The organism is Pseudomonas sp. GW821-FHT03E01 (genome assembly GCF_059420765.1).
The window spans coordinates 120453-146230 of the sequence record NZ_JBWKUI010000014.1 but is presented as its reverse complement, the minus strand read 5'-3'; the positions used below and the strand labels follow the sequence as shown (position 1 = coordinate 146230).

The window sequence follows — 25778 nt, the reverse complement described above, 5'->3', positions numbered from 1 at the left end:
TTTAAGGGAGTGACTGGATGAAGATCATCATCCTCGGCGCAGGGCAGGTCGGCGGTTCGCTGGCAGAACACTTGGCCAGCGAGGCCAACGACATCACCGTGGTCGACACCGATGGCGAACGCCTGCGCGACCTCGGCGATCGGCTGGACATCCGCACCGTGCAGGGTCGCGGCTCGCTGCCAACCGTACTGCGGCAGGCTGGTGCCGACGACGCTGACATGCTGGTGGCCGTGACCAACAGTGACGAAACCAACATGGTCGCCTGTCAGGTCGCCCACACCCTGTTCCACACCCCCACCAAGATCGCCCGGGTCCGCGAAGCCGCGTACCTGACCCGTGCCGAACTGTTCGACAACGAAGCGATTCCGGTCGACGTGCTGATCAGTCCGGAGCAAGTAGTCACCAATTACATCAAGCGCCTGATCCAGCATCCGGGCGCATTGCAGGTGATCGACTTCGCCGAAGGCAAAGCGCAGCTGGTAGCGGTCAAGGCGTACTACGGCGGGCCGCTGGTGGGCCAGCAATTGCGCCAGTTACGCGAACACATGCCGAATGTCGAAACCCGCGTCGCGGCGATTTTCCGTCGTGACCGGCCGATCCTGCCCCAAGGCGATACGGTGATCGAGGCTGACGACGAAGTGTTTTTCATCGCCGCCAAAGCGAACATTCGCGCAGTGATGAGCGAAATGCGCCGCCTCGATGAAAGCTACAAACGCATCGTCATCGCCGGTGGCGGGCAGATCGGTGAACGCCTGGCCGAGGCCATCGAAAGCCGTTACCAGGTGAAGATCATCGAGATGAACCCGGCCCGCTGCCGCTACCTCTCGGACAACCTCGACAGCACCGTGGTGTTGCAGGGCAGTGCTTCAGACCGGGATCTGTTGCTGGAAGAGAACATCGCCGACGCCGATATTTTCCTGGCCCTGACCAACGATGATGAAGCCAATATCATGTCTTCGCTGCTGGCCAAGCGTCTGGGCGCGAAGAAGGTGATGACGATCATCAACAACCCGGCCTACGTCGACCTGATCCAGGGCGGCGACATCGACATCGCCATCAGTCCGCAACTGGCGACCATCGGCACCTTGCTGGCCCACGTCCGGCGCGGGGATATTGTCAGCGTGCACTCACTGCGCAGGGGCGCGGCGGAAGCCATCGAGGCGATTGCCCACGGCGATGCGAAGTCGAGCAAGGTGATCGGCAAGGCCATCGAAAACATCGGCCTGCCACCGGGCACCACCATCGGCGCGATCATCCGCGATGAAGAAGTGATCATCGCCCACGACGACACCGTGATCGAAACCGGCGACCATGTGATTCTGTTCCTTGTGGATAAGAAGCATATTCGGGATGTGGAGAAGCTGTTCCATGTGGGGTTGAGCTTCTTCTGATCCGAAGGCCTCTTCGCGGGCAAGCCTCGCTCCTACAGGTTTGAGCCGTCCAGCTATTATGCGAACGACTGAACCGTGTAGGAGCGAGGCTTGCCCGCGAAGGCGATTTCGAACTCCCCCAAAAAACCAGAGGTGCCACCCAATGATCGAATCCCTGGAAAAAATGCTCGCCAAGGGTGTGGATAACTCATTGCTGCGCTTCGGCCTGGGCAAGGGTTATCTGGATCTTGGGGAAAACGCCAAGGCCGCAGAGCATTTCCAGCGCTGCGTCGAGTTCGATCCGAAGTATTCGGCAGCCTGGAAGCTCTTGGGCAAGGCCCATCTGGCGCTGGCGGATTATGCGGCGGCGCGACAGGCTTGGGAGCAGGGTCTGGAAGCTGCCCGCGCCCATGGCGACAAGCAGGCGGAGAAGGAGATGACGGTGTTTCTGAAAAAGCTTGAGCGACAGGCGCACTGATCAGCGGTAACGCAGGCCAAGATCAATAGATCGCAGCCTGCGGAGTTATCCACAGCAACCTCAATACCAGCGTGCTTCGCCCGGTGGACGCTTCTTGAAGCGCTTCATGCTCCACATGTACTGGCTCGGATAAGCCCGCACGTAGCGCTCGACTACCTGGCTCATGGCCGCGCAGGAGGTTTCGGTATCGGTGCTGTACATGGCCTCTGGCGCGGCTTCGAGAATCACTTTGTAACCCGAACCGTCCGGCAACCGCAGGGCATGCAGGAACACGCCGACCGCTTTGCCACCGGCGAGCATGTTCGGCACGAATTTGCTGGTCAGGGCCTGAGTGGCGAAGAACGGCACGAAGATCCCGGCGGATTCGGCCGGTTCCGGGTCAGCCGGAATGCCTACCGCGCCCCCCTTGCGCACTTCCTTGATCACGCTGAGGATGCCTTCCTTGGTGGAAGCCGCCACCCGGTTACCCAATTGCACCCGCTGCTTGCGCAGCAACTCATCCACCGCCTTCAGTTTTGGCGGACGGTAGAAAATGATCGGTTTGCACTGGCTGCAATAGAAGTGGTTCAACACTTCCCAGTTGCCCAAGTGGCTGGTGATGCCAACCACGCCTTTACCGGACGCCAACGCCTCTTTCAAAACGTCGAGGCCTTCGACTTCGCGCACCAGTTCAATGGAACGCTGGGCCGGCCAGATCCACGCGCAGGCGCTTTCAGTCAGAGACTTGCCGATGTCTTTCAGGCTTTGACCCACCAGACGCTCACGCTCGGCCGGGTCCATCTGCGGAAAGCACTTGGCGAGGTTGATCCGCACCACGTCGCGGGAACGGTTGGGGGTTTTCCACATGATCCAGCCAATCGCCGAACCCACCGCCTGCACTGCCCGCCATGGCAGTAGGGCAAACAGCCGCAGAGCGCCTACCAGCAAGGCGCCTTTAAACTTATCCACAGGTCACTCCTGATCTTGTGCTGTGCGCGAGGCGGCTATTCTAACCGCCGTTCGTCAACGTGGCGTAGCGATCGCAATCCAGGGTGTGGTCCATGACCATGCCTGAAGCCTGCATCAGCGCGTAACAAATGGTCGGGCCGACGAACGTGAAGCCGGCTTTTTTCAGGCCTTTACTCATCTCGATGGCGGCCGGTGTCACCGCCGGCACTTCACTGCGATCCTTGAAATGATTGATCACCGGCGTGCCGCCGACGAACGACCAGAGAAACGCCACCGGGTCTTCCAGCTCCAGCCAGGCCTGGGCATTGCGCCGGGCTGCGTTGAGTTTGAGACGATTGCGGATGATCCCCGGATCGAGCATCAATTCATCGATTTCCGCATCGCTCATCTGCGCCACGCGCTGCACGTCGAAGCCGAACAGCACCTCGCGATAACGCTCTCGCTTGCGCAATACAGTGATCCAGGAAAGCCCGGCCTGGAACCCTTCGAGCAAAAGCAACTCGAACAATCCCTGCGCATCGCGTAGCGGCGTGCCCCACTCCTGATCGTGATAAGCCATGTACAGCGGATCTTCGGTACACCAAAAGCAGCGTGGCATAAGGCTCCAGGGGGCGTGCGCAGGACCGAATCGGGTATACTCCCGCTCTTTAAATCGCAGCCCAAGAAACAGGTGAATTTCGTGAGCCAGCCTACGCCAGCCGTGCGTACCTTCCAAGACTTGATCCTCGCCCTCCAGCAATACTGGGCCGAGCAAGGTTGTGTGGTACTTCAGCCCTACGATATGGAAGTAGGCGCCGGCACTTTCCACACTGCCACGTTCCTGCGCGCCATTGGCCCGGAAACCTGGAACGCCGCTTATGTGCAGCCCAGTCGTCGCCCGACTGACGGCCGCTACGGTGAAAACCCGAACCGTCTGCAGCACTACTATCAGTTCCAGGTAGTGCTGAAGCCGAACCCGGACAACTTCCAGGAACTGTACCTGGGCTCCCTCAAGCACGTGGGTCTGGACCCGCTGGTGCATGACATCCGTTTCGTCGAAGACAACTGGGAGTCGCCAACGCTGGGCGCCTGGGGTCTGGGCTGGGAAGTCTGGCTCAACGGCATGGAAGTGACTCAGTTCACTTACTTCCAGCAAGCGGGCGGCATCGAGTGCTACCCGGTGACGGGCGAGATCACTTACGGTCTGGAGCGTCTGGCCATGTACCTGCAAGGCGTGGACTCGGTCTACGACCTGGTCTGGGCTGACGGTCCGTTCGGCAAGGTGACCTACGGCGACGTGTTCCACCAGAACGAAGTGGAGCAGTCGACCTACAACTTCGAACACGCCAACGTCGAGAAGCTGTTCGAACTGTTCGACTTCTATGAAAGCGAAGCCAAGCGCCTGATCGAACTCGACCAGCCGCTGCCGTTGCCGAGCTACGAAATGGTGTTGAAGGCTTCCCACACCTTCAACCTGCTGGATGCGCGCCGGGCGATCTCGGTGACCGCGCGTCAGCAATACATTCTGCGTGTACGCACCCTGGCGCGTTCCGTCGCGCAAGCCTATCTGCTGGCTCGCGCCAAGCTCGGCTTCCCGATGGCGACCCCGGACCTGCGTGATGAAGTACTGGCCAAGCTGGAGGCTGCACAATGAGTGCTCAAGATTTTCTGGTTGAACTGGGCACCGAAGAACTGCCACCCAAAGCGCTGAACACCCTGGCCGAGGCATTCCTGGCCGGTATCGACAAAGGCCTGCAAGCCGCGGGCCTGAACTACGAGAGCAAAACCGTCTACGCCGCGCCGCGTCGTCTGGCCGTGCTGATTACCGCGCTGGCGACCCAGCAGCCGGATCGCAGCATCAACCTCGACGGCCCGCCACGTCAGGCTGCGTTCGATGCCGAAGGCAACCCGACTCAAGCAGCCCTGGGCTTCGCCAAGAAGTGCGGCGTCGAGCTGAGCGAAATCGATCAGAGCGGCCCGAAGCTGCGCTACAGCCAAAGCATCGCCGGCAAGCCGACCGCGAGCCTGATGCCGACCATCGTCGAAGATTCCCTGAACGACCTGCCGATCCCCAAGCGCATGCGCTGGGGTGCTCGCAAGGAAGAATTCGTTCGTCCGACCCAATGGTTGGTGATGCTGCTCGGTGACCACGTCATCGACTGCACCATCCTCGCCCAGAAGGCCGGCCGCGATTCCCGTGGTCACCGCTTCCACCACCCTGAAAGCGTGCGCATCACCTCGCCGGCCAACTACCTGAACGATCTGCGTGCTGCTTATGTACTGGCCGATGCCAACGAGCGTCGCGAGCTGATCAGCAAGCGCACCAATGAACTGGCGACCATGCAGGAAGGTACGGCGATCGTTCCGCAAGCCCTGCTCGACGAAGTGACCGCGCTGGTTGAATGGCCGGTGCCGCTGGTGTGCTCGTTCGAAGAACGTTTCCTCGACGTGCCGCAAGAAGCGCTGATCACCACCATGCAGGACAATCAGAAGTACTTCTGCCTGCTGGATGCCGACGGTAAGTTGCTGCCTCGTTTCATTACCGTGGCCAACATCGAAAGCAAGGATCCACAGCAGATCATCGCCGGTAACGAGAAAGTGGTTCGCCCACGCCTGACCGACGCCGAGTTCTTCTTCAAGCAAGACAAGAAGCAAAAACTCGAAGAATTCAATCTGCGTCTGCAGAACGTGGTGTTCCAGGAAAAACTCGGCAGTGTCTACGACAAGGCCGAGCGCGTGTCGAAACTGGCGGCCTACATTGCCGCTCGCATCGGCGGTAACGCTTCCTGGGCGGCGCGTGCCGGCCTGCTGTCCAAGTGCGACCTGGCGACCGAAATGGTCGGTGAGTTCCCGGAGATGCAAGGTGTCGCCGGTTACTACTACGCCCTCAACGACGGCGAGCCGGAAGACGTCGCCCTGGCGCTGAACGAGCAGTACATGCCGCGCGGTGCCGGCGCTGAACTGCCTACCACCCTGACCGGTGCGGCCGTGGCCATTGCCGACAAGCTCGACACCCTGGTGGGCATTTTCGGTATCGGCATGCTGCCGACCGGCAGCAAAGACCCGTATGCCCTGCGCCGCGCCGCGCTGGGTGTGTTGCGGATCCTGATCGACAAGAAGCTCGACCTCGACCTGAACGACGCCGTGGCCTTCGCCGTGAATGCGTTCGGTGCCAAGGTCAAGGCTGCCGGCCTTAATGATGCCGTGCTGGAGTTCATCTTCGACCGTCTGCGTGCCCGTTACGAAGACGAAGGCGTGGACGTCGCGACCTACCTGTCGGTACGTGCCCTGAAGCCGGGTTCGGCCCTGGACTTCGACCAGCGTGTACAAGCGGTAGAAGCGTTCCGCAAATTGCCGGAAGCCGCTGCCCTGGCCGCCGTGAACAAGCGCGTGTCGAACCTGCTGAGCAAAGTCGAAGGCTCCGTGCCGACGGTCGTTGAAGCCAAGTACTTCGACAACGCCAACGAGTTCTCGCTGTATTCGGCGATCCAGCAGGCAGACCAGGCTGTGCAGCCAATGGCCGCTGCCCGTCAGTACAGCGAATCGCTGGCGCGTCTGGCCGCATTGCGCGAACCAGTGGATGCGTTCTTCGAGGCCGTGATGGTCAACGCCGAAGACGCCAAGGTGCGAGCCAACCGCTATGCGCTGCTGGCGCGTCTGCGTGGGTTGTTCCTCGGCGTCGCCGACATTTCGTTGCTGGGCTGAGGAGCTGCTGTTGAAACTGCTGATTCTCGATCGGGACGGGGTGATCAATTACGACTCCGATGCGTACATCAAGTCGGTGGAGGAGTGGATTCCACTCCCCGGTTCGATCGAAGCGATCGCGCAGTTGAGCAAGGCCGGCTGGACGGTGGCGGTCGCCACCAACCAGTCGGGCATCGCTCGCGGCTATTACGACATCGCCACCCTGGAGACCATGCACGCCCGCTTGCGCGAGTTGGTGGCAGAGCAGGGCGGCGAAGTCGGTCTGATCGTCTATTGCCCGCACGGGCCAGACGATGGCTGCGATTGCCGCAAGCCAAAACCCGGGATGTTGAAAACCATCGCCGCGCATTACAACGTTTCGCTGACGAATCTATGGTTCGTCGGCGATACTCTCGGTGACCTGGAGGCCGCCAAAGCCGTCGACTGTCAGCCAGTTTTGGTAAAGACCGGGAAAGGCGAAAAGACTCAGGGCAAGACCCTACCGGCAGGCACCTTGATTTTTGACGATCTGGCGGCGATTGCCGCGGAACTTATCCACAACTAAGGCTCTTCTGACATCCTGGCCAAGGACTGATCGGGAGTGCGCTTGAATAGGCGGGCAGTGCCCGCAACGGTAAATGTCGCCATGTCGATACTGCAGGCCATCAGAACTTTCCTCTTTTACCTGCTGCTGGGCACCAGTTCGTTACTCTGGTGCACCCTGAGCTTTTTTATCGCGCCGTTTCTGCCGTTCAAGGCGCGTTATCGCTTTATCAACGTGTACTGGTGCCGCTGCGCCTTGTGGCTGAGCAAAGTCTTTCTGGGTATTCGCTACGAAGTGAAGGGCGCCGAGAATGTGCCTGAACAGCCCTGCGTGATTCAGTCGAACCACCAGAGCACCTGGGAGACGTTCTTTCTCTCGGCCTACTTCGAACCGTTGAGCCAGGTGCTCAAGCGCGAACTGCTCTACGTGCCGTTCTTCGGCTGGGCCATGGCCATGCTGCGGCCGATCGCCATCGACCGCGACAACCCGAAAGCCGCGCTCAAGCATGTAGCGAAGAAGGGCGATGAACTGCTCAAGGACAATGTCTGGGTGCTGATTTTCCCGGAGGGGACTCGCGTTCCCTACGGCACCATCGGCAAGTTCTCCCGAGGCGGCACCGCGTTGGCCGTCAATGCGTCATTGCCCGTGCTGCCAATTGCACACAATGCCGGCAAGTTCTGGCCAAAAACCGGTTGGGCCAAAAAGCAGGGCGTGATCACCGTGATCATCGGCGCCCCGATGTACGCCGAGGGTAGCGGGCCACGGGCCATCGCCGACCTGAATGACCGGGTGCAGGCCTGGAACGAACAGATGCAGCGCGAAATGGGTTCGCTGCCAGCAGCCCCGGCAGCACCGAGTGCGACCGACCAAGTGACTGTCTGAAGTTCTGTGGATAACCTGTGTACCGTTTTGTTGAAAATCGCTGTATTTAGTTTTTAAGCTTTTGATTTTCATACATATTTCTTAAGCAAATAAAACTTCTGAAAACGTGCATAAGTTTTTTTCGGACGTAAAAAAACCGGCTGATATAGCCGGTTTTTTTATGCCTGTAAAAATGATCAGGCTCACTCGCTCAAAAGGGGTAGCTGGACACTGAACGTCGTGCCTTGTCCTACCACGCTATGACAGGAAATCCGCCCGCCGTGACGATCCACCACCGCCTTGACCATGGACAACCCCAGCCCCAGGCCGTCACTGCCGTGAGCCGATGCAAAGCGTCGATACTGACTGAACAGCTCGGGAAGCTCTTCGACGGCAATCCCTCGGCCCTGGTCGACGATCTCGCACGTTAACCAACCCTCGGTACAACTCACCCGCACGGTGATCCGCGAACCCGCCGGACTGTACTTGATGGCGTTTTCCAGCAGGTTGAACAGTGCCCGTGTCAGTAACGACTGATCGGCCAGGACCAGCGCTTCAGCATCTTCGTCGAGGTCATGCAGCAACTGAATGTTCTTCAGATGAGCGATGCTCGAGGCCTGGTCGAAAGTATCGAGCAGCAACATCGCGAACATGCTCGGCTGAAACTGATAGGCCTCGGATTCAGCCTTTGCCAACTGCACAAAGGCCTCGGTCAGGTTCAGCGCCTTGCGCACTTGTAACTCGATCTGACTGAACACTTGAGTGTCGCCAGACACCTGATGCCGCTGAACGTCGAGCAAAGCCAGAATCGCCGAGTGGGGGGCCCTCAGGTCATGAGACAGAAAACGCAGCAACACGGCCCGCTGCTCCTCGGCGTCCCGTTCGACGCTCAAGTCAGTGAGGCTCAGTAACCAGCCAATCACCGAGTCGCCCTCGGCCGGCAACAGCGGCGCCAGGTCCAGACGCAGGCTGCGTGCCTGAGTGTCACGAAACTCCAGCAGCTCCAGGGTCGACAACGCCGGCAGCGTTCCATCGGACGGCACCGGGTAACCCAACTCGCTCAGTTGCTCGAGCATCTCCTCGCCCACCAGGCTGCTGGAAAATATCTCCCGAGCCTTACGGTTGGCCAACAGAATGCGCCCGTTCGGATCGCTGATCAGCGTCGCCACCGGCAAGTACTCAAGGCCATCGGCAATGAAACGCCGCGTGTCACGTGTCCGGCTCATGGCCTGTTCCAGCGCGACGATTTGCCCTTGCAGCACATCGCCAGCCGGGGCCTGGGTCCGGCGGCGTTCGGGAAACACTTTCGGCTCGCTGTCCAGACGCGCCAGTTCCCAGCCGAAATAGGCGAGCACCGCATTCAGCCTTCGCCAATTCCAGATCAGGTAACCCAACAGCATACCCAGCAGACTCGCGGCCGGTGACCACCACCAACCAAGACGCAACAGCAGGCTCGAACCCAGCAGCGCGACCGCCATTGCCCCCAGGGTCAGCCATAACGCGCGACGCGGACGCACCAACATAAGGCCCAGCAACTCACCGACAATCACCACCGATAACAACGCCGCCAAACGTTCATCGAGAGCCACAATGTTGCGCTGTTGCAGCAACCCATTGAGGATATTTGCCTGAATTTCGATGCCCGGGGTGGTGCCCATGCTCGCCGATTGCGGTGTCACGTAACGGTCCCCCAAACCTGGAGCGGTGGAGCCGATCAGGATCAAGCGATCGCGCAGCAATTCGGGCGGGACTTCACCGCGCAAGACGCTGACGTAGGGCACACTGGGAAAACCCGCATCGGAACGGATGAAAGGAATCCGTATTTTGTGGGCTCGCTGCCAGCCTTGCGTCGACGGCAGGGCCGGGGTCCCGGGCATCGGTACATTCTCCTTGTCGGTAAGGGTCTGTTCGTACAGCAGCCAGGCCAGTTGCGCGCGTGTTTGTTGTGCCGGTCCTTCGCTTAAATACACACTGCGCACGATCCCGTCGGCATCCGCTTGGGCATTGATGTGCCCGATGCCTTTGACGCAATGGCTCAGTGGCGCCACCGGTTCAATTTCCCCCAAAGGCTGTCCATAACGCGCCACGCCTTCACGCAGCAACGGCACGAAGACATTTCCGGCACGGCAGGCCGCCTGGGCCAGAAGCTGATCGTTGCCGGGATGGCTATCGGGCTCGCTGAAAATCACGTCGAACAGAATGCCTTTGGCGTTCGCAGCGCCTAGCCGATCAAGCAACTGCGCGTGCATGGCCCGCGACCAAGGCCATTTGCCTAGCTGCTGCAAGCTGTAGTCATCGATCGTGACGATGAGTATTCGTGGGTCCACCGGCAGCGGGCTCAGCCGACGCAGGTTGTCGTACAGCAGATTGCTCAAGACCAGGCCATGGGTCATGGACAGCACTGCCGTCAGCGGCAACAGGATCAGACTGACCCACAGCCACTCGCGGACCATCCGCCGAAACAGCCGCTGAGCCTGGGTCGGCTCGCGGCCGTCCTTCCTTGGGCGGCCCTTCATCGGTCGTCGGCCAGGGCGCTATTGGACACGCGTGGTCCTGGGGTAATAGAAAATGTCATACACCCCGGTCTCTCCTTCTAACCCCTGAGCGTCATACGCCGACAGGCGAACATGGTAGAACAACGCTTTCAGCCCGCTGAATTTGACCTCGGGCGTGCTGGAAAACTGCTCTTGCTTGATGTCCAGAAAGTTCGCGTCGGTGGCCACTTGCGCCCGATAACGCGTGGCGCCTTCGATGGGCTTCATGATCAATTGCCAGACAGGCACATTACCCGTTTGACCGGCCTGCCCCAACAAACGTGGGGCAGGTAACAAGTCGATTGGCGTCAACGTGCCTTGTTTCTGAATACGCAAGCCCTGACGGGCCATGACCTGGACTTCATCATCCTCAGGGCCCTGAGTCCGTTTGGCAGTGGAGCGGGCAGAGCGGGGGCGCGACAGTTCCTCATCACGATTGACCGCCACTTGCCCATTCAGCACTTCCAGTAATGCCTGGCCACCATCATCGTTGCGCACCCGGAAGTGCGTACCCCGTACGCCCAGTACACCGACCGGCGTGACGATCTGAAAACGATCATGGTCGCTGGCACGCTTGATCACATACGACTCGACCTGACCCTGCTCGAGGATAACCTGAGGGATCGAATGTTCTTCATTGAGGTGTAGCGTGATCTGGGAGCTGGAAGGCAGCACTACCCGCGAGCCATCACCCAGGGAAAGGCTGACAAACGCCGAGGGCGAGGTCTTGATGCCTTCCCGCTCGTCGATCGGCATGCCTTCCTGCAGTGGCGTCTGTTTACCTTTGGCATCCAGCTTCCAGGCTTCGCCAGTCAGATGTTCGACAGTCGCGGGCAGCGGTTGGCCGCGACATTGTTGATTATCATCGATATAAGGCAGACGTTTTGCCGAGGCGGCAGCCGCCGATGCACTCTGGGTGAACAATTCCATCAACCCGGCAACCAGTAAAAGACAAACGCCAGAACGGCGTGGGAGCAATAAGGTCATGAGGTTCATGGATTGGCTTTTATGCTCTTATACAAATCATGCCGGGAAACGCCCGCGCTGACGCACGATACCTGACCGGATGCTCTGGCAGATAGCCATGGGCGCAAAGGAAATGAGATGACACATCCCTGTGTCAGAACTGAGCAGGCACTCCATGTGTTTTCCCCTGAACTGCAGACCCGCCGAAAACCGGCGATCGACGGTCCTGCAGTTTGGCATTGACGCTCCCTGCGTCGGAGCACATCCCAATGCCCCTGTGCCGCTCAGCGAAAACGAATTTACCGGCATAAGCGACCTTGCGCGGTCATTCTCAATATTTGTTCAGAATTGACTGAAGGCGCCTAAAACACCCAACGTTGTTGCGCCGAGCGAATGTCGAGCTGGGCGGCTTCCACCTGTGCGGAGTGCACCGGGGCAAAGCCTGGCGAGTCGCCCATCACCGTGTTCGTCTCTGCCGGGCCGAAGTAACGCGGTGCAACATTCTGCTCGATGACTGATATTGACTGGACCGTGGTGCATCCCAATCCGAGACCCGCGGCCAACATCAACGCTGTTAATCTTGTAAACCCGTTAAAGATAATCTTTAGACGCATTTTTTCCCACAGTCCCTCTGGAGCATTCTGCCGATAATTCATCGCCTACCGGCTAAGTGATATCAGCGTATCCACACTTGGGAAGTTCACAGCAATTCGCCACAATTGTTCAGATTCAACCAATCAGCCTAAACTCCCGCAGGAATTTTCTTAACCGTTGCACTTACGAGATGAAGGAAGCACTCGGCATGCGTGTCGCAATACTGGATGACGAACCCGCCGAACTCCGCCGGGTGGAACAGACACTGCGACAGATCCCCGTCACGGGGGAGCAGACGTGGACGTTGCACAGTTTCGAGCGGGGAGAGGACCTGTTACGGCAACTTCGCCGGGAAACTTTCGATCTGCTGATCCTCGACTGGCAATTGCCCGACATCAGCGGTCTGTCGTTGTTGCGCTGGACCCGGGAACACATGGACTCACCACCGGCCGCGATCATGCTCACCAGTCGCGATACCGAAAGCGATATCGTCCAGGCCTTGAACGCCGGAGCCGACGATTACGTGAGCAAACCGTTTCGTCCTAATGAGCTGATGGCTCGGGTGAGCGCCGTACTTCGTCGGCATGGACTGCAACGCGCGGCAGCCACCGAAATACTCACATTCAATGACCTCGAATTCGACGACGCCGAACTCACTGTCACCCGTGCCTCCACCCCCATCAGCCTGACCGAACGGGAATACCGTCTCGCCCGCTGCCTGTTCGCCAATCTGGGCCGACCTTTGTCCCGTGAATACTTGTATGAGCGCTTTTGGACCCATGAAGAAATCGTGTCCTCCCGGCCTCTGGATACTCATATTTATCGCCTGCGCAACAAACTGGGGCTGACGGCTGATCGCGGTTGGCAACTGCTGACGATTTACGGGTATGGGTATCGGCTTGAGAGCGTAGCCACCGCTAGCGAATGATTCGACGAACAATAAAAACGTCCAACGCTGAGCGTTGGCAGTGTCCATTACGGTAGTTCTGCGCGGGAAATCAATACCCCGCCCATGTAGATTTCAATTGATCAATGTTCTGGCACGACCGCCTTAGTCCGAGCGCAACGTGGCTCTGGGGGCGGCATGGATTGTGTCGGCGGACTTGCGATAGAGGCCGACAGCCAATCCCATAATGATGATCGCAATTGAGATCAAGTTCAGTGTTGAGATGTGTTCGCCGATAATCAGCATCGAACTACCGATGCCGAATACCGGAATCAGCAACGATAGCGGTGCCACTGTTGAAACAGGATAAAGCTTCAACAGCGAGTTCCATCCCCAATAAGCAAAATGTGTGGCCAGATAAACCTGGAAAATAATCGATAGCACAGCTGTCAGGTCGAGACTGCTTTGCAGATTCTCAAAGGGCGCGGCACCTTGCATGAGCCAGGCGATGAAGAAGAGTGGGATGGGTGGAAACAGACTGGCCCAGACCATAAATGAAAAGATCTCTTTGACACCGGATGTCTTGATAATCACGTTGCCGACGCTCCAGGCGACTGCACTCAGCACAATCAGCAGTACTCCAAGTATCGCGTGCTCCCCTTGCTGAGTAGAAATGATGCCCGCCAACCCAACCAATGCCAGCAGTGCCCCGATAAGCTGAGCCCTACGTAGCTTCTCTTTAAATAATAACGCCCCCCAACCCATGGTGAAGAACACGCTGAGCTGGATGATCAGCGAAGCAATACCGGGGCTGACACCGACCTGGATGCCATAGTTGATTACGCCCCACATACCCAATCCGAAAATGAAGCCGTAGGCGACAACATAGCTGAACTTGATGGCGGGGCGCTTTATGAAGAACACCAAGGGTATGGCGGCGAGTGCAAAGCGTATTCCGGTTAACACAAAGGGATCGATCGAGCGTAAACCCAGCTTGGTGATTGGAAAGTTCACTCCCCACACTAAGGTGACGAGTATCGCCAGAACCAAATGTTTTTTCTGCATATCCCTAGCCTCACATTAAGCGGCACACCGCGGTATGCCTCATTCCAATCAGTTCAATGCGAACCGTTTCTGCATCAGGCATTTTTGGAGACGTGATTCTATGGTCCAAAATTTTGGCCTGCTTGCTATAGCAGGTCTATCTTTGTCAAAATCGGGCCATGTCGATCAATCCAACACTGGATCCCTACGAGCATGGAGGCCCCGATGCTGTGGTGAACCTGAGCAAGTATTCTTCGGGTACTGTTTTTGCGCGGCATACGCACAGTCGTGGTCAGTTTGCGTACGCCTCGACGGGCGCGTTGAAGATGTTCACCGATCAGGGGAATTGGGTTGTCCCGCCTCAAAGAGCGCTTTGGGTTCCCGCGTGCGTGTCGCATGAAATGCATATGCGCGGCGACGTGACCATGATCAATACTTACCTCAATGAGGCTGCCTCCATCCGCGCCGGTTTGCCGGAGCATTGCCAGGTCTACGATGTTTCGCCGTTGCTGAGGCATCTGTTGGAAGCAGCGCTGGCCATCGACCCGGAGCAAGCGCCTAGTATCCGAAGCCTGTCCGTACAGACACTGCTGGTGGATGAAATCGGCACCATGTCGGAGCTTCCATTGAGCGCACCATTGCCTTCGGAACCTCGACTGGCCGTTTCGTGCCATCGATTCTTGGATGCCCCCACGCAGAATATCTCCATCAGTGAAATGGCCAGCTGGTCGAACATGAGCCGGCGAACGTTCACGCGATGTTTTCGGGAAGCGACTGGCATGAGTTTTGTCTTCTGGAGACAGCAAGTCTGTCTACTCGAAGCCACGTCCAGACTGAGCAATGGTTCATCTATCACCGAAGTGGCGATGGATCTGGGTTACAGCAGCCCAAGCGCATTTACCTCGGTATTTCGGCGTAACCTGGGGGATTCACCGGGGCGTTATCTGGCCAAGTCCAAAGGCGCATCGATGTTCTGAGCGATTGATCAAGAAGGGTGTCTAGTCCTGAAACAGGTGTAAACCTTATTCAGGACGGGACACGCGCAATAAAAAAGGCCAACGCATAGCGTTGGCCTTTTTTGTTTTAGCGGTCCTGCCGGATCAGAAGTCCAGGTTGGACACCGCCAAGGCGTTGCTTTCGATGAAGTCACGGCGAGGTTCGACCGCATCACCCATCAGGGTGTTGAAGATCTGGTCGGCGCCGATGGCGTCTTCGATGGTCACTTTGAGCATGCGGCGCGAGCCCGGATCCATGGTGGTTTCCCACAGCTGATCAGGGTTCATCTCACCCAGACCTTTGTATCGCTGGATGGTATGACGCTTGGTGCTTTCGGCCATCAACCATTCAAGGGCTTCCTTGAATTCGGTGACGGCTTTCTTGCGTTCGCCACGCTGGATATAAGCGCCATCGTCCAACAGGGTGCTCAGTTGAGCGCCCAGGGAAACGACGGTCTTGTAATCGTTGCTGCCGAAGAAGTCGCGGTTGAAGGTGACGTAGTTCGACAGGCCGTGGGAGATCAGTTCGACCTCTGGCAGCCAGACGTTACGTTCACGGTCTTCGCGCAGGCTGGCCTTGTAGACCAGGCCGGACTTCTCGACGGTGCGCAGGCGAACTTCGTACTGAGCCAGCCAATCCTGCATCGCTGCGTGATCGGACAGTTGCTCCATGCTCACGGCTGGCAGGTAGATGAAGTGCTCGGTCAGTTCCTGCGGGTACAGGCGCGACAGGCGCTTGAGGGTCTTCATCACCAGACGGAAGTCATTCACCAGACGCTCGAGAGCTTCACCGGAGATACCCGGGGCTTCTTCGTTCAGGTGCAGGCTCGCATCTTCCAGGGCCGACTGCGTCATGTACTCTTCCATGGCGTCGTCGTCTTTGATGTATTGCTCTTGCTTGCCTTTCTTCACTTTGTACAGCGGCGGCTGAGCGATGTAGATGTAGCCACGCTCGATCAGCTCCGGCAGCTGACGGAAGAAGAAGGTCAGCAGCAGGGTACGGATGTGCGAACCGTCGACGTCAGCATCGGTCATGATGATGATGTTGTGATAACGCAGCTTGTCGATGTTGTACTCGTCGCGACCGATGCCACAGCCTAGCGCGGTGATCAAGGTGCCCACTTCTTGCGAAGAGATCATCTTGTCGAAGCGCGCCTTCTCGACGTTCAGGATCTTGCCCTTCAATGGCAGGATGGCCTGGGTCTTGCGGTTACGTCCCTGCTTGGCGGAGCCGCCAGCAGAGTCACCTTCCACGAGGTACAGTTCGGAAAGGGCAGGGTCTTTTTCCTGGCAGTCCGCCAGTTTGCCCGGCAGGCCGGCGATGTCCAGCGCGCCTTTACGACGGGTCATCTCACGGGCTTTACGCGCCGCTTCACGAGCACGCGCCGCGTCGATCATCTTACCGACGACCAGCTTGGCTTCGTTCGGGTTTTCCAACAGGAAGTCGGAGAAGTACTTGCCCATTTCCTGTTCGACCGCGGTCTTCACTTCGGAAGACACCAGCTTGTCTTTGGTCTGGGAGCTGAACTTCGGATCCGGCACTTTCACCGAAATGATCGCCGTCAGGCCTTCGCGGGCATCGTCACCGGTGGTGGCGACTTTGTGCTTCTTCGCCAGGCCCTCAGCTTCGATGTAGGTGTTCAGGTTACGCGTCAGTGCCGAACGGAAACCCACCAGGTGAGTACCGCCATCGCGCTGTGGAATGTTGTTGGTGAAGCACAACAGGTTCTCGTTGAAGCTGTCGTTCCACTGCAGGGCGATTTCCACGCCGATGCCGTCTTCACGCTGGATGTTGAAGTGGAACACCTGATTGACCGCAGTCTTGTTGGTGTTCAGGTATTCAACGAATGCACGCAGACCACCTTCATACTTGAACAACTCTTCCTTGCCGCTGCGCTCGTCCTTGAGGACGATGCCGACACCGGAGTTGAGGAAGGACAGTTCGCGAATCCGCTTGGCCAGGATGTCCCAGCTGAAGTGGATGTTCTTGAAGGTGTCAGCTGAAGGCTTGAAGTGAATCTGGGTACCGGTGGATTCGCTGTCGCCAACGATTTTCATCGGTTCTTGCGGAACACCGTGGACGTAGGTCTGTTCCCAGATCTTGCCGCTGCGGCGAACGGTCAGGACCAGTTCTTCGGACAGGGCGTTAACCACCGATACACCTACACCGTGCAGACCACCGGAAACCTTGTAGGAGTTGTCGTCGAACTTACCGCCGGCGTGCAGCACGGTCATGATGACCTCGGCCGCCGAAACGCCTTCTTCTTTATGCACGTCTACCGGGATGCCACGACCGTTGTCGCGAACAGTGATGGATTCATCCGGGTGGATGATGATGCTGATGTCGTCGCAGTGGCCGGCCAAAGCTTCGTCGATCGAGTTATCGACCACCTCGAACACCATGTGGTGCAGACCGCTGCCATCGTCGGTGTCACCAATGTACATACCGGGACGTTTGCGTACGGCATCCAGGCCTTTCAGCACTTTAATGCTCGTTGAGTCGTACGTATTTTCTTCGCTCAATGCCTTCACTCCCGATGGTCGTGGGTCTGGGTGATACGGCCCTGTTCCACGTGGAACAAAGCGACTGGCGTTTCCGTCTGCCAGCCTTCCCTCAATAATTCGTGATCTACACAGGTGATAAAAACCTGGCAGCGTAAGTCTTCCAGCAAGCGACAAAGCGCGCGACGGTGGTGCTCGTCCAGTTCGGACGGCAAGTCATCCACCAGATAAATACACTGGCCGCGTCGGGCCTGGCTGACCAAGTGCCCCTGGGCAATCCGCAATGCACAGACCACCAACTTCTGCTGACCACGGGACAAAATGTCCGCGGCGTTATGTGCGCCTAATCGGAGACGCAAATCAGCCCGTTGTGGTCCGGCCTGGGTATGACCCATTTGCTGATCCCGCTGAAGGGATCCAGCGAGCACTGCACTCAACTCACGGTCTTTGTCCCAGCCTCGGTAATAGCTGAGCGTCAAGCCCTCAAGCTCAACCAGTTCGCTCAAGGTCTGTTCAAAGACTGGTTTCAAGGCTTTGATGTAAGCGCGGCGGTATTCATCTATTTCATCGCTGGCCTGGCACAGTTCCCTGTCCCAAACCGCTTGCGAAACGGCGTCAAGTGTACCATGCCGCAGCCAAGAGTTTCTCTGGCGCAAGGCCTTCTGCAAGCGCTGCCACGTAGACATGAATCGCGGTTCCACGTGGAACACACCCCAGTCGAGAAACTGCCGGCGAATCTTCGGCGCGCCTTCCAGCAGGCGGAAGCTGTCCGGGTTGATCAACTGCAGCGGCAGAATCTCCGCCAGTTGTGCCGCACTACGGGCGTTCTGCCCGTCGATACGTATCTGGAACTCTCCCTGACGATCGCGAGATATCCCCAATGCGCTGTGCCCACCCTCGGCCAATTCGACCTGGCCAAATACTGTGCACGCCAATTGTTCGTACTGAATAACCGGCAACAGGCGGGTGCTACGAAACGAACGGGCAAGCCCCAGCAGATGAATGGCTTCCAGAACACTGGTTTTGCCGCTGCCGTTGGCGCCGTAAAGAATGTTGATTCGGGGGGAGGGGGAGAAGGTCACCGGGTGCAGATTGCGCACCGCGGTGACCGAGACGCGACTTAAGGACATCTAGCTTCTGCTGAGCATGATTACAGACGCATCGGCATGACAACGTAAGCCGAGTCGTCGTTGTCGGACTCTTGCACCAGCGCACTGCTGTTGGAGTCGGACAGGATCAGGCGAACCTGCTCGGTGGTCATCACGCCCAATACGTCGAGCAGGTAGCTCACGTTGAAGCCGATTTCCAGAGAGCCGCCGTTGTACTCAACGCCCACTTCTTCTTCCGCTTCCTCCTGCTCCGGGTTGTTCGCCTGGATCTTCAGCTGACCATTGGCCAGTTGCAGACGGATGCCGCGGTACTTCTCGTTGGACAGAATCGCGGTACGGCTGAACGCTTCACGCAGGGCCTGGCGATCGCCGAGTACCAGCTTGTCGCCGCCTTTAGGCAGAACGCGCTCGTAGTCAGGGAATTTACCGTCAACCAGTTTCGAGGTGAAGGTGAACTCGCCGGTGGTAGCACGGATGTGGTGCTGGCCCAGCACGATGCTGACGTTGCCGTCCGGTTCGGTCAGCAGACGTGCCAGTTCCAGGATACCTTTGCGTGGCACGATGACCTGATGACGATCCGGCTGACCGATATCGGCCTGCATCGAGCACATGGCCAGACGGTGACCGTCGGTCGCCACAGCGCGGATGATCCCGGCCGAGACTTCCAGCAGCATGCCGTTGAGGTAATAACGCACGTCCTGCTGCGCCATGGCGAAGCTGGTGCGTTCGATCAGGCGACGCAGTTTGCTTTGCTCAAGGCTGCAGGTCAGCGAACCCGGGCCTTCTTCCACCGTCGGGAAGTCGTTGGCCGGCAGGGTCGACAGGGTGAAGCGGCTACGGCCGGCCTTCACCACGAGCTTCTGCTCATCGACCTTGATGTCGATCAGCGCGTCGTTTGGCAGGCTCTTGCAGATGTCCATCAGCTTGCGCGCAGGCACAGTGATGGAACCCGGGTCTGCAGGCTCTTCGAGTTGCACACGACCGACCAGCTCGACTTCCAGGTCGGTACCGGTCAGCGACAGTTGCTGGCCTTCGACAACCAGCAGCACGTTGGAAAGCACCGGCAAGGTCTGTCGGCGCTCGACGACGCCTGCGACCAGTTGCAGGGGTTTCAACAGGGCTTCGCGTTGAATGGTGAAATGCATGGTCTAGTCCCTTGCCTTAATAAGCTGCGCTGGTGTTCATCAAGTGGTCAGTGTACGCAGCAGGTTCTTGTAGTCCTCGCGGATGTCCGCGTCGGATTCCTTAAGCTCGTTGATCTTGCGGCAGGCGTGCAAAACAGTCGTGTGGTCGCGGCCGCCAAACACATCGCCGATTTCCGGCAGGCTGTGGTTGGTCAATTCCTTGGACAACGCCATAGCGACCTGACGCGGACGTGCTACCGAGCGTGAACGACGCTTGGACAGCAGGTCGGAGATCTTGATCTTGTAATACTCAGCGACGGTGCGCTGAATGTTATCCACAGAGACCAGTTTATCTTGCAACGCCAACAAGTCTTTCAGGGATTCGCGAATCAACTCGATGGTGATGTCGCGGCCCATAAAGTGCGAGTGGGCGATCACGCGTTTGAGCGCGCCTTCCAGCTCACGGACGTTGGAGCGAATACGCTGGGCGATGAAGAATGCCGCGTCGTGTGGCAGATCGACTTTGGCCTGGTCGGCCTTTTTCATCAGGATCGCTACACGGGTTTCCAGCTCCGGCGGCTCGACGGCAACCGTCAGGCCCCAGCCAAAGCGGGATTTAAGGCGTTCTTCAAGGCCTTCAATTTCTTTCGGATAGCGGTCACTGGTGAGAATGACCTGCTGGCCACCTTCGAGCAGTGCGTTGAAGGTGTGGAAAAACTCTTCCTGCGAACGTTCCTTGCGAGCGAAGAACTGAATGTCATCGATCAGCAAAGCATCCACCGAACGGTAGAAGCGCTTGAACTCGTTGATCGCGTTCAACTGCAGCGCCTTGACCATGTCGGCCACGAAACGCTCCGAATGCAGGTACACGACCTTGGCATTCGGGTTCTTCTTTAATAGGTGGTTACCCACAGCGTGCATCAAGTGGGTTTTACCCAAACCGACGCCACCATAAAGGAAGAGCGGGTTGTAACCGTGCTTGGGGTTGTCCGCCACCTGCCAGGCCGCAGCCCGTGCCAGTTGGTTGGACTTACCTTCGACGAAGTTCTCGAAGGTGAAAGTGCGGTTCAGGTAGCTGGTGTGCTTGAGCGCACCTTCGACCTGCACCGTGCGCTGCTCGGAACGAACCGGGGCCTGTTGCGAACTGGCGCCGGCCATAGGGTCGAAGCTGTCGCGGGACGGCTCTTCACTGACCTCGGCAACTTTTTGCGTCGAACGCTTGGTCGGTGCCGCCGCCGGAGCAGGGGCTGGAGCGCTGACCGGTGCGGCCGCCGCCTGAGCCTGGGACGCCGCAGCGGCCAACGGGGCATTGGGTGCCGCACGCGGTGCCGAACTGCGTTTGCTGCCTATTAATAAGGAAAGCGCCGGCGCCATGCCATTGCCGTGCTCATCCAGCAGTTCAAGGACGCGGCCCAGGTACTTTTCGTTGACCCAGTCGAGAACAAAACGATTCGGTGCGTAGACACGCAACTCGTCGCCTTCGGCTTCGACCTGTAGCGGGCGGATCCAAGTGTTGAATTGTTGGGCAGGCAGCTCATCGCGCAAAAGCTCCACGCACTGCTGCCAAAGTTCCACTGACACGGATATCCCCTAAGTTGAAAGCCGGTGAGGCAAAAACAAGCGGTCATTGTAGCGGCCAGACGCCCACTTATCCACATGCAGGTTGCGCACAGGGCATGAATTATCAACGCGTTAACCCTCAAAAAGAAGACCAACGGTATGTGCATAAGCTCTGTGGATAACCGCCCATGAGGGCACTGGACAAGTGGGGGCGAAACTCGGTGGATAACCTGCCTGTGGATAACTGACCTTTCCACACACAGCTTATCCGACAGCGCAGCACAGGCTGACCACCGTTTTCCACTGTAGTTGTCATTCTCTGTACATCACGGTTTTTAAGGGCTTAAGGCAGTTATCCACAGATGATCGCGTGCCTAGCTTTTACAAGCTTTACAGAAAAGCTTTAAATATTTCCCTTCTTTATTTCTATATCTAGCGAACGACCTGCGGACGAGCAAATCCTCTGGAGATCTATTTATAAGGAAACGTTGGTTGGAAATTGACCTAGAGGCTTGCTTTCTCTAGAATCCCCGGTCTCTTAAAACGGGGGCCATTCCGGCCCGTTGTGGACGAACCAGGTAACACGACAATGAAACGTACTTTCCAACCAAGCACTATCAAACGCGCTCGTACCCACGGTTTCCGTGCTCGCATGGCTACCAAGAACGGTCGTGCCGTCCTGTCGCGTCGTCGCGCCAAAGGTCGTGCGCGTCTGGCAGTTTGATAATCCGGCACTGGAGGTGAGTCAGGACTTCAGTCGGGATAAGCGTCTGCTTACTCCCCGGCATTTCAAGGCAGTCTTTGACTCCCCTACCGGCAAGGTTCCGGGGAAAAATCTCCTGCTCCTTGCGCGCAATAACGATCTTGATCACCCCCGTCTCGGGCTGGTTATCGGGAAAAAGAGCGTAAAGCTCTCCGTCGAGCGCAATCGCCTCAAACGTCTGATGCGCGAATCGTTTCGCCTGAACCAGGATTCACTGGTCGGTTGGGACATTGTTATCGTCGCGCGCAAAGGTTTGGGTGACGTAGAAAACCCCGAATTGATTCAGCATTTCGGCAAACTCTGGAAACGTCTGGCACGCAGCAAGCCGGTACCAGCAGTCAAAGCCGAAACTGTAGGGGTAGACAGTCCCGATGCGTAAACTGGCACTCGTTCCGATCCAGTTTTATCGCTATGCCATTAGTCCCCTGATGGCCAATCACTGTCGTTTCTACCCCAGTTGTTCCTGCTACGCGTTAGAAGCCATAGAAAATCATGGCCTTCTGCGCGGTGGCTGGCTGACCTTTCGTCGTTTAGGTCGCTGTCATCCGTGGAATCCCGGTGGTTATGACCCGGTTCCACCTATCCCTACCTCCCGTTCTTCTTCGATGGCCGAGTAATCATGGATATCAAACGCACGATCCTGATCGTCGCCCTGGCAATCGTGTCCTACGTTATGGTTCTTAAATGGAACCAGGACTATGGCCAGGCTGCCCTGCCGACTCAGAATGTTGCTTCCAGTACTACCGCACCGGGTCTACCGGATACGGCGACTGGCAATAATGCTTCCGCCAGTGACGACATCCCGCGCGCCGCAAGCGATACCAGTGCAACTGCACCTGCTGAAACGCCAGTGGCTGCAAGCAAAGACCTCATCCAGATCAAAACGGATGTGCTCAACCTGGCCATCGATCCACAAGGTGGCGATGTTGCCCAGTTGACGCTGCCGCTGTATCCACGTCGCCAGGACCATCCGGAAATTCCATTCCAGCTGTTCGATAACGGCAACGAGCGGACTTATCTGGCTCAGAGCGGCCTGATCGGCACCAACGGTCCGGACGCAAGTCCTGCCGGTCGTCCGGTTTACTCCTCCGAGAAGAAGATTTATCAACTGGCTGACGGTCAGGACCAATTGGTCGTGGACCTGAAGTTCAGCAAGGACGGCGTCAACTACATCAAGCGTTTCACCCTGAAACGTGGCCTGTATGACGTAACCGTTTCCTACCTGATCGACAACCAGAGCGCTCAGCCCTGGTCCGGTGCAATGTTCGCGCAACTGAAGCGTGACGCCAGTTCCGATCCTTCTTCCAGCACTGCCACCGGCACCGCGACTTACCTGGGCGCCGCCCTGTGGACAAGTAACGAGCCGTACAAGAAAGTGTCGATGAAGGACATGGACAAGGCTCAGCTGAAAGAAACCGTCAGCGGTGGCTGGGTTGCCTGGTTGCAGCACTATTTCGTGACCGCATGGATTCCGGCCAAGGGCGAAAACAACGTCGTCCAGACCCGTAAAGACAGCAAAGGCAACTACATCATCGGCTACACCGGTCCTTCGCTGACTGCTGCGCCAGGTGCCAAAGTTGAAACCAGCGCCGTTCTGTACGCAGGTCCAAAAAGCCAGGCTGTGCTGAAACAGTTATCCCCAGGTCTGGAACTGACCGTCGACTACGGCATTCTGTGGTTCATTGCCCAGCCAATCTTCTGGTTGCTGCAACATATCCACGCACTGGTTGGTAACTGGGGCTTCTCGATCATCTTCCTGACCATGCTGATCAAGGGGATTTTCTTCCCGTTGTCGGCCGCCAGCTACAAATCCATGGCGCGCATGCGTGCAGTGGCACCGAAACTGGCCGCGCTGAAAGAGCAACATGGCGAAGACCGGCAGAAAATGTCGCAAGCCATGATGGAGCTGTACAAGAAAGAGAAGATCAATCCACTGGGTGGCTGCTTGCCAATCCTGGTGCAGATGCCGGTTTTCCTTTCGCTGTACTGGGTTCTGCTGGAAAGCGTGGAAATGCGCCAGGCGCCATTCATGCTGTGGATTACTGACCTGTCGATCAAGGATCCGTTCTTCATTCTGCCGATCATCATGGGCGCAACCATGTTCATCCAGCAGCAGTTGAACCCGACGCCTCCGGATCCAATGCAGGCCAAGGTGATGAAGCTGATGCCAATCATCTTCACCTTCTTCTTCCTGTGGTTCCCGGCCGGTCTGGTACTGTACTGGGTAGTGAACAACTGCCTGTCGATCGCCCAACAGTGGTACATCACTCGTAAGATCGAAGCGGCTACCAAAGCAGCTGCCTGATTTACACTGTGGATAACCACTCAAAACGCCCCCTAGTGGGGCGTTTTGCTATCTGTCACTTTTGTCTGGATACCGGTTTATGAGCGTTCCTCGTGAAACCATCGCTGCCGTTGCCACCGCTCAAGGTCGCGGCGGTGTGGGCATCGTCCGTATTTCCGGGCCGCTGGCGAGTGTGGCGGCCAAAGCCATCAGCGGCCGCGAGCTGAAACCGCGGTTCGCCCATTACGGCCCGTTCCTCAGTGAAAACGAAGAGGTGCTGGACGAAGGCATCGCACTGTATTTCCCGGGACCGAATTCGTTCACCGGCGAAGATGTGCTGGAGCTGCAGGGCCACGGCGGACCAATCGTCCTGGATATGTTGCTCAAACGCTGCCTTGAACTGGGCTGCCGTCTGGCCCGACCGGGTGAATTCAGCGAGCGCGCCTTCCTCAATGACAAGCTTGATCTGGCTCAGGCCGAAGCCATTGCCGACCTGATCGAGGCGAGTTCTGCACAGGCAGCACGAAATGCCCTGCGTTCGTTGCAAGGGGCGTTTTCCCAGCGTGTGCATAACCTAACCGAGCAATTGATAGGCCTGCGCATTTACGTCGAAGCGGCTATCGACTTCCCCGAAGAAGAAATCGACTTCCTCGCCGATGGCCACGTGCTGAGCATGCTGGACAAAGTGCGCGACGAATTATCCACAGTGCTTCGGGAAGCCGGGCAGGGGGCCTTGCTGCGTGACGGCATGACGGTAGTCATCGCCGGTCGGCCGAATGCCGGCAAGTCCAGCCTTCTGAATGCCCTGGCCGGACGTGAAGCCGCGATCGTGACCGAGATTGCCGGCACGACCCGGGACATTCTTCGCGAACATATCCACATCGATGGCATGCCGTTGCATGTGGTCGACACTGCCGGGCTGCGGGATACCGACGATCAGGTCGAGAAAATCGGCGTCGAACGGGCATTGAAAGCCATCGGCGAGGCGGATCGGGTATTGCTGGTGGTCGATGCCACGGCTCCCGAGGCCATTGATCCATTTGCCTTGTGGCCTGAATTCCTCGAAACCCGCCCGGATCCGGCAAAAGTGACGCTGATTCGTAACAAGGCAGACCTGACGGGCGAAGCAATTGCCCTGGAAGTCAGTAACGATGGCCACGTCACGATCAGCCTCAGTGCCAGGTCCGCCGGCGAAGGCCTGGAGTTGTTGCGCGAGCATCTCAAGGCCTGCATGGGTTACGAGCAGACCTCTGAAAGCAGCTTCAGTGCTCGCAGGCGTCACCTGGAGGCACTGCGCCATGCGAGTGCGTCCCTCGAACACGGCCGCGCACAGCTGACGTTAGCGGGTGCCGGTGAACTGCTGGCCGAAGATTTGCGGCAAGCCCAGCAGTCTTTGGGCGAGATCACCGGGGCATTCAGCTCCGATGATCTGCTGGGCAGGATCTTTTCCAGCTTCTGCATCGGTAAATAGTCCTTCTGCGTTACCCACAGACAGGCCGTTCTGGCCTGTCTGCCCCTCTTCTTCTGAAATAGCCCTCCGCTCCCGAGCAGAT

23 protein-coding genes are annotated in these 25778 nt (G+C 57.9%); 13 read left to right on the top strand and 10 right to left on the bottom strand.

Going from position 1 to position 25778, the window contains the following annotated elements; all coding sequences use genetic code 11:
* The first annotated feature begins 17 nt into the window (after positions 1-17).
* On the top strand, positions 18-1391 hold the full coding sequence (trkA, locus tag AC07VO_RS23200) for a Trk system potassium transporter TrkA (protein WP_018927309.1): 1374 nt from the start codon (positions 18-20) through the stop codon (positions 1389-1391).
* A 142-nt stretch (positions 1392-1533) separates the two neighbouring features.
* Positions 1534-1848, top strand: a complete 315-nt coding sequence (locus AC07VO_RS23195) for a tetratricopeptide repeat protein (RefSeq protein WP_018927310.1) — start codon at positions 1534-1536, stop codon at positions 1846-1848.
* A gap of 60 nt (positions 1849-1908) precedes the next feature.
* Here the strand turns inward: AC07VO_RS23195 and AC07VO_RS23190 are convergent, their stop codons facing one another.
* Together AC07VO_RS23190 and tag are read right to left on the bottom strand one after the other, a co-directional pair.
* Complete coding sequence (locus AC07VO_RS23190; RefSeq protein WP_019580330.1) at positions 1909-2796, bottom strand: lysophospholipid acyltransferase; 888 nt, start codon at positions 2794-2796, stop codon at positions 1909-1911.
* Positions 2797-2836: 40 nt separating this feature from the next.
* A complete protein-coding gene (tag, locus tag AC07VO_RS23185; RefSeq protein WP_018927312.1) occupies positions 2837-3394 on the bottom strand; it encodes a DNA-3-methyladenine glycosylase I in 558 nt (185 codons plus the stop codon).
* An 81-nt stretch (positions 3395-3475) separates the two neighbouring features.
* On the opposite strand from tag, the gene glyQ reads away from it, so the two are divergent.
* From glyQ to AC07VO_RS23165, 4 genes are all read left to right on the top strand, one after another.
* Positions 3476-4429 carry a glycine--tRNA ligase subunit alpha gene (gene glyQ, locus AC07VO_RS23180; RefSeq protein ID WP_003213601.1) on the top strand — a complete coding sequence of 318 codons (954 nt, stop codon included), beginning with the start codon at positions 3476-3478 and terminating at the stop codon, positions 4427-4429.
* Positions 4426-6480, top strand: a complete 2055-nt coding sequence (gene glyS, locus AC07VO_RS23175; RefSeq protein WP_019651238.1) for a glycine--tRNA ligase subunit beta — start codon at positions 4426-4428, stop codon at positions 6478-6480. Before glyQ ends, glyS begins: the two co-directional genes overlap by 4 nt.
* A gap of 4 nt (positions 6481-6484) precedes the next feature.
* Positions 6485-7024 (top strand): D-glycero-beta-D-manno-heptose 1,7-bisphosphate 7-phosphatase, encoded by a 540-nt coding sequence (gmhB, locus tag AC07VO_RS23170; RefSeq protein WP_167331188.1) that lies wholly within the window; start codon positions 6485-6487, stop codon positions 7022-7024.
* An 81-nt stretch (positions 7025-7105) separates the two neighbouring features.
* Positions 7106-7885 carry a lysophospholipid acyltransferase family protein gene (locus AC07VO_RS23165; protein WP_018927315.1) on the top strand — a complete coding sequence of 260 codons (780 nt, stop codon included), beginning with the start codon at positions 7106-7108 and terminating at the stop codon, positions 7883-7885.
* A gap of 182 nt (positions 7886-8067) precedes the next feature.
* On the opposite strand, the gene AC07VO_RS23160 is transcribed toward AC07VO_RS23165, so the two are convergent.
* The 3 genes from AC07VO_RS23160 to AC07VO_RS23150 form a co-directional block, all read right to left on the bottom strand.
* On the bottom strand, positions 8068-10380 hold the full coding sequence (locus tag AC07VO_RS23160; RefSeq protein WP_086945246.1) for a CHASE2 domain-containing protein: 2313 nt from the start codon (positions 10378-10380) through the stop codon (positions 8068-8070).
* An 18-nt stretch (positions 10381-10398) separates the two neighbouring features.
* A complete protein-coding gene (locus AC07VO_RS23155) occupies positions 10399-11385 on the bottom strand; it encodes a FecR family protein (RefSeq protein WP_064615640.1) in 987 nt (328 codons plus the stop codon).
* 341 nt (positions 11386-11726) lie between these two features.
* Complete coding sequence (locus AC07VO_RS23150) at positions 11727-11930, bottom strand: hypothetical protein (RefSeq protein WP_172901216.1); 204 nt, start codon at positions 11928-11930, stop codon at positions 11727-11729.
* 236 nt (positions 11931-12166) lie between these two features.
* Here AC07VO_RS23150 and AC07VO_RS23145 point away from each other — a divergent pair, with 236 nt between their 5' ends.
* Positions 12167-12886 carry a response regulator transcription factor gene (locus AC07VO_RS23145; RefSeq protein ID WP_026286512.1) on the top strand — a complete coding sequence of 240 codons (720 nt, stop codon included), beginning with the start codon at positions 12167-12169 and terminating at the stop codon, positions 12884-12886.
* A 123-nt stretch (positions 12887-13009) separates the two neighbouring features.
* Here AC07VO_RS23145 and AC07VO_RS23140 read toward each other — a convergent pair whose 3' ends face one another.
* Positions 13010-13909: an EamA family transporter gene (locus AC07VO_RS23140; protein ID WP_086945244.1), complete on the bottom strand. Its 900-nt coding sequence runs from the start codon at positions 13907-13909 to the stop codon at positions 13010-13012.
* Between the two features lie 158 nt (positions 13910-14067).
* Here AC07VO_RS23140 and AC07VO_RS23135 point away from each other — a divergent pair, with 158 nt between their 5' ends.
* A complete protein-coding gene (locus AC07VO_RS23135; RefSeq protein WP_192351653.1) occupies positions 14068-14865 on the top strand; it encodes an AraC family transcriptional regulator in 798 nt (265 codons plus the stop codon).
* A gap of 123 nt (positions 14866-14988) precedes the next feature.
* On the opposite strand, the gene gyrB is transcribed toward AC07VO_RS23135, so the two are convergent.
* Genes gyrB through dnaA form a run of 4 tightly spaced genes read right to left on the bottom strand, consistent with a single transcriptional unit; the run spans position 14989 to position 21199 of the window.
* On the bottom strand, positions 14989-17406 hold the full coding sequence (gene gyrB, locus AC07VO_RS23130; protein WP_007934319.1) for a DNA topoisomerase (ATP-hydrolyzing) subunit B: 2418 nt from the start codon (positions 17404-17406) through the stop codon (positions 14989-14991).
* Between the two features lie 5 nt (positions 17407-17411).
* Complete coding sequence (gene recF / locus AC07VO_RS23125; protein ID WP_018927321.1) at positions 17412-18515, bottom strand: DNA replication/repair protein RecF; 1104 nt, start codon at positions 18513-18515, stop codon at positions 17412-17414.
* A 20-nt stretch (positions 18516-18535) separates the two neighbouring features.
* Positions 18536-19639, bottom strand: coding sequence for a DNA polymerase III subunit beta (gene dnaN / locus AC07VO_RS23120; protein WP_007903001.1), 1104 nt, complete (start codon positions 19637-19639; stop codon positions 18536-18538).
* A gap of 39 nt (positions 19640-19678) precedes the next feature.
* Positions 19679-21199: a chromosomal replication initiator protein DnaA gene (gene dnaA, locus AC07VO_RS23115; protein WP_007934322.1), complete on the bottom strand. Its 1521-nt coding sequence runs from the start codon at positions 21197-21199 to the stop codon at positions 19679-19681.
* Positions 21200-21767: 568 nt separating this feature from the next.
* Here dnaA and rpmH point away from each other — a divergent pair.
* The 5 genes from rpmH (at position 21768) to mnmE (ending at position 25696) form a co-directional block, all read left to right on the top strand.
* Entirely contained in the window at positions 21768-21902 is a 135-nt protein-coding gene (gene rpmH, locus AC07VO_RS23110) for a 50S ribosomal protein L34 (RefSeq protein ID WP_003213577.1), read from the top strand.
* A 16-nt stretch (positions 21903-21918) separates the two neighbouring features.
* On the top strand, positions 21919-22320 hold the full coding sequence (rnpA, locus tag AC07VO_RS23105; RefSeq protein WP_026286513.1) for a ribonuclease P protein component: 402 nt from the start codon (positions 21919-21921) through the stop codon (positions 22318-22320).
* The gene (gene yidD / locus AC07VO_RS23100; protein ID WP_003213574.1) at positions 22313-22558 is read left to right on the top strand and encodes a membrane protein insertion efficiency factor YidD; all 246 of its coding nucleotides are present in this window, start codon (positions 22313-22315) and stop codon (positions 22556-22558) included. Before rnpA ends, yidD begins: the two co-directional genes overlap by 8 nt.
* 2 nt (positions 22559-22560) lie before the next feature.
* Positions 22561-24246, top strand: a complete 1686-nt coding sequence (gene yidC / locus AC07VO_RS23095) for a membrane protein insertase YidC (RefSeq protein ID WP_018927323.1) — start codon at positions 22561-22563, stop codon at positions 24244-24246.
* Between the two features lie 79 nt (positions 24247-24325).
* On the top strand, positions 24326-25696 hold the full coding sequence (gene mnmE / locus AC07VO_RS23090; RefSeq protein ID WP_064621183.1) for a tRNA uridine-5-carboxymethylaminomethyl(34) synthesis GTPase MnmE: 1371 nt from the start codon (positions 24326-24328) through the stop codon (positions 25694-25696).
* Positions 25697-25778: the final 82 nt, after the last annotated feature.